This is a genomic window from Streptomyces boncukensis (assembly GCF_011045075.1).
Lineage (GTDB): Bacteria > Actinomycetota > Actinomycetes > Streptomycetales > Streptomycetaceae > Streptomyces > Streptomyces boncukensis.
The window spans coordinates 1-3954 of sequence record NZ_JAAKZZ010000607.1; the positions used below are offsets into that span (position 1 = coordinate 1).

A 3954-nucleotide genomic window follows, 5' to 3' on the forward strand; every position below is an offset into this window, starting at 1 on the left:
GTCGAAGACCCCGTCCGCGACCCCGCCGGAGACCCCGAGCCAGAGCGCGAGCGCGCAGCCCTCCGCCCCGGCGGAGTCGCCCAGCAGCAGCGCCCCGGCGGCCGAGCAGCCGCAGGGCGGGGGCCAGGACAGCGGCAAGGACAACCTGGCGGAGACCGGTTCGTCCAGCAACACCCCGATGATCGCCGGTATCGCGGCGGGCGTGGTGGTGCTCGGCGGCGCGCTGGTCGCGTTCGCCCGCAAGCGCCGTACCTCCTAGTCCCCGCAGGACGGCGCACCGGACGGACGCCCCCGTTCCGTCTCCGGCGCGCATCCGGCCCCTGACCGGCCCGGCGGCCCGCTCCACCCGGCCGCCGGGCACGGTCCCGGCCACCGCACGGGGCGCTCGCACCGCGTACGCCACCGTCCTCACACCTCCTCGCGCAGCAGCCGCAGATACACCACCGAGAACAGCGCGCCCACCAGGAGCAGCAGCAGCGCGACGGCCGTGCCGTACCCGATCAGCGACTTGTTGAACGCCTGGTCGTACATGAACACCGGCAGCGTCTCGCTGCGATGGGCCGGGCCGCCCTTCGTCATGGCCCAGATGAGCCCGAAGACGGACAGCGTCTGGAGGGTGTTGAGCATCAGATTGGTCCCGATGGAGCGGCGGATCATCGGGAGCGTGATGTACCACAGCCGCTGGAACCCGCTCGCGCCGTCCACCTGGGCGGACTCCGTCACCTCCCGGGGGATGTCGTCGAGCGCGGCGGAGTAGACCAGCATCGAGAAGGCCGTGCCGCGCCAGACGTTCGCGAAGGACACGGCGAGGATCGGCAGCGTGAACAGCCAGTTCTGCTCCGGCAGTTGGAGCCAGGCCAGAATCGCGTTGAGCTGGCCGTCCCGGCTGAAGAAGGTGTACAGCAGGAAGCCCGCCACGATCTCCGGCAGCACCCAGGCGGTGATCACGAGCGCGCCGGTGACCGTGCGCGCCGTCCGGGACGCGCGCTTCATCAGCGCCGCCAGCGCCAGCCCCAGGGTGTTCTGCCCGACGATCGACGAGACGAGCGTGAACACCAGCGTCAGGACGACCGCGTTGCGGAAGTTCTCGTCGCCGAACGCGCGGGTGAAGTTGTCGAAGCCGACGAACGACGCCGACTCCTGCCCGGTCAGCTGGAGGTCCGTGAACGCGATGTAGACGCAGTAGCCGATGGGACCGGCGAGGAAGAGCAGCAGGACGACGGTGGCCGGGGCGAGGGGCAGCCACCGCAGCCGGCGGCGGGGCCCGGTGACGGCGGCGCTCACTTCCGGGTGACCGCCCCGTCGGCGATGCCGGACAGCTGCTCGTCGTACGCCTTCGCGGCGTCCTTCGGCGAGGAGTCACCGGTGGCCACGGCCTCCGTCGCCTCCGTGATGGCCGTCGACACCTGCGGATAGACGGGCAGCGCCGGGCGGTAGTGGGTGTGTTCGACCCGCTCGGTGAAGAAGTCGATGCCGGGCATGGACGTGCGGTAGCGGGCATCTTCGGCGACATCCGAGCGGACCGCCACCTGGGAGCCGCGGATGCACCACTCGACCGCGTTCTCCCGCGTCTGCATGGTCTGGATCATCTTCCAGGCCAGGTCCGGATTGCCGGCCTTGGCGGGGATGGACCAGGCCCAGCCGCCGGACATGCTCACCTCGCCGGGCGGGGACCCGTGCTGCGTGGGCATCGGGGTGAGCCCCATCGTCTTCCGCCACTGCGGCCACGGCTTGCCGCCCGTCTTGATCCAGTTCTGGCTGAGCCAGGAGCCGTCCAGCGCGATGGCCAGCTTCCCCTCGGGCAGCAGCTGGGTGACCACCTTGGTGGTGACGTTCGGGTCGACGACCTGCTCGGGCTCGGGGCCCAGCTTCTCGCGGTAGAGGGTGTCGAGGAAGGCGAGGCTGTCCCGGAAGCCCTTGCTGCCCTGGACCCACTTCTTGCTCCGGGTGTCGTAGAGCGGGTCCTTGCCCGTGCCGTACAGCAGCATCTCGAAGCCCTGCATGGCCGTCGCCTCGCCCGCGCCCTTGCCGGCGAACACGTTCAGCGGGATGACGCCGGGCACCTCCTTCTTGATCCGGCGGGCCGCCTCCAGGACGTCCTCCCAGGTCCTGGGGGTCCAGTCGGCCGGCAGCCCGGCCCTCTTGAAGATCTTCCGGTTGAACCAGAGGCCCCGGGTGTCGGTGCCGTCCGGGACGCCGTACGTCTTCCCGTCGGCGCCGCTCGCCGCCTGCCGGGCCGCGGGCTGGAACCGGTCCCAGTCCTTCCAGTCCTTCAGATAGCCGTCCAGCGGGCGCAGATAGCCGCTCTCGATGTCCGAGTTGATCAGGAAGGTGTCCTCGTAGACCAGGTCGGGCGCGGTCTTCGGGGAGCGCATCATCTGCTGGATCTTGGAGTAGTAGTCCTGCTGCGGCGCCTGGATGGGGACGAGCTTGACCTTCTTGCCCGCGTACTTCTTCTCGAACTTCTCCGCCACGAACTTCAGATAGTCGTCGCGGAAGGTGACCTTGTTGTCGGTCTCCTTGTGGAAGGCGATCTCGACGGTGTTCTTGTCGCCGCTGCCGGAACCGCCGCAGGCGGCGAGCGTTCCGGCGGTGAGCGCGGCGGTGAGGGAGAGGATCAGCGGAGCGGTGGGGCGCACGGCACGACCTCCTCGGGCCAGGCTGGTGATCGTACGGTGACGCGAGTGCGCTGCGCGGTCAATATGTCGGCATCGATGCGGAGGCGGAGCCGTTCGGTACGGGGCAGGGGTTGCCCCGTACGGCTCGCCGCAGGGTGCGGCACCGCCGTGGTTGCGCGCGCAGTTCCCCGCGCCCCTTCGGGGCGCGCCCTGGCGCCCCGAAGGGGCGGTTCAGGGGCGCGGGGAGCGGGGACTGCGCGACCAGCCATGGGGGTGCCGCGCCCCGCGACGCACGCACAGGGGCAGCCCCTCCCCGGGGGCCGGTGACAAGAGCGGCCCCCTCAGTGCCGGGCCTGCCGGACATAGCGGGTCTCAGGGCGCCCCACCTGCCCGTACCGCTGCTCCCGCACCGCGTCCCCCGCGTCGGCGAGATGCTCCAGATAGCGGCGCGCGGTGACCCGGTTGACCCCCACCCGCTCGGCCGCCGTGCTCGCGGTCAGCCCCTCCCGCCCCGCGGCGCGCAGCGCCTCCGTGACCCGGGTCAGCGTGGGCGCGCTCAGCCCCTTGGGCAGCGCGGCCGACCGGGGCGCGGCGCGCAGCGCCGACAGCGCGCGGTCCACCTCGTCCTGGCTGCCGACCTCCCCGTGTACGGCCGTGGCCGTACGGAACTCCGCGTACTGGCGCAGCCGTTCGCTCAGCGTGCGGAAGGTGAACGGCTTCAGCACATGCTGCACGATGCCCAGCGAGATGCCCTCGCGGACGACGGCGAGATCGCGCGCGGAGGTCACCGCGAAGACGTCCGCGCCGTGCCCGGCGGCGCGCAGCGAGCGCAGCAGGGCGAGGCCGCTGCCGTCGGGCAGGTAGAGGTCGAGCAGGATCAGGTCGACGGCCGGGTGCGTCTCCAGGGCGCGCAGCGCCTCGGCGCGGGAGTGCGCGCGGGCCGTGGTGCGGAAGCCGGGGACGCGGTCGACGTACTGGGCGTGCGCCTCGGCCGCGACGGGGTCGTCCTCGACGACGAGGACGCGCAGCGGCCCGGGGTCGTGGCCGGCGTCGTGGGCGGGGTCGTGGGAGGTCATAGCGGGATCCGTACGGTGAACTCCGCGCCGCCCCCGGCGCGGGGTGCGGCGGTCGCGGTGCCGTGGTGGCGGGTGGCGGTCTGCCGGACCAGGGCGAGCCCGAGGCCGCTGCCCCTGGTGGACCAGCCGCGCTCGAACAGCGCGTCCGGGTCCCCGGGCGGGAGCCCCGGGCCGTCGTCCCGGACCCGGATCAGCAATTCGCCGGACTCGGCCGCCTCCTGACGGACGGTGACATACACCCGGGGCGGCTCCACGGCGCC

General features: G+C 72.3%; 5 protein-coding genes. 1 reads left to right on the top strand and 4 read right to left on the bottom strand.

Going from position 1 to position 3954, the window contains the following annotated elements:
- Positions 1–259, top strand: a 259-nt coding sequence (locus G5C65_RS32870; RefSeq protein ID WP_165302723.1) for an LPXTG cell wall anchor domain-containing protein, incomplete at its 5' end; no start/stop codon positions are given.
- Between the two features lie 149 nt (positions 260–408).
- Here G5C65_RS32870 and G5C65_RS32875 read toward each other — a convergent pair.
- The 4 genes from G5C65_RS32875 to G5C65_RS32890 form a co-directional block, all read right to left on the bottom strand.
- Entirely contained in the window at positions 409–1284 is an 876-nt protein-coding gene (locus tag G5C65_RS32875; protein WP_165302724.1) for an ABC transporter permease subunit, read from the bottom strand.
- A complete protein-coding gene (locus G5C65_RS32880; RefSeq protein ID WP_165302725.1) occupies positions 1281–2639 on the bottom strand; it encodes an extracellular solute-binding protein in 1359 nt (452 codons plus the stop codon). The genes G5C65_RS32875 and G5C65_RS32880 overlap by 4 nt, the downstream gene beginning before the upstream one ends.
- Positions 2640–2959: 320 nt before the next feature.
- The gene (locus G5C65_RS32885; RefSeq protein ID WP_165302726.1) at positions 2960–3694 is read right to left on the bottom strand and encodes a response regulator; all 735 of its coding nucleotides are present in this window, start codon (positions 3692–3694) and stop codon (positions 2960–2962) included.
- Positions 3691–3954: sensor histidine kinase (locus G5C65_RS32890; protein ID WP_241266230.1), on the bottom strand; the 264-nt coding region annotated here is incomplete at its 5' end. The genes G5C65_RS32890 and G5C65_RS32885, both read right to left, overlap by 4 nt.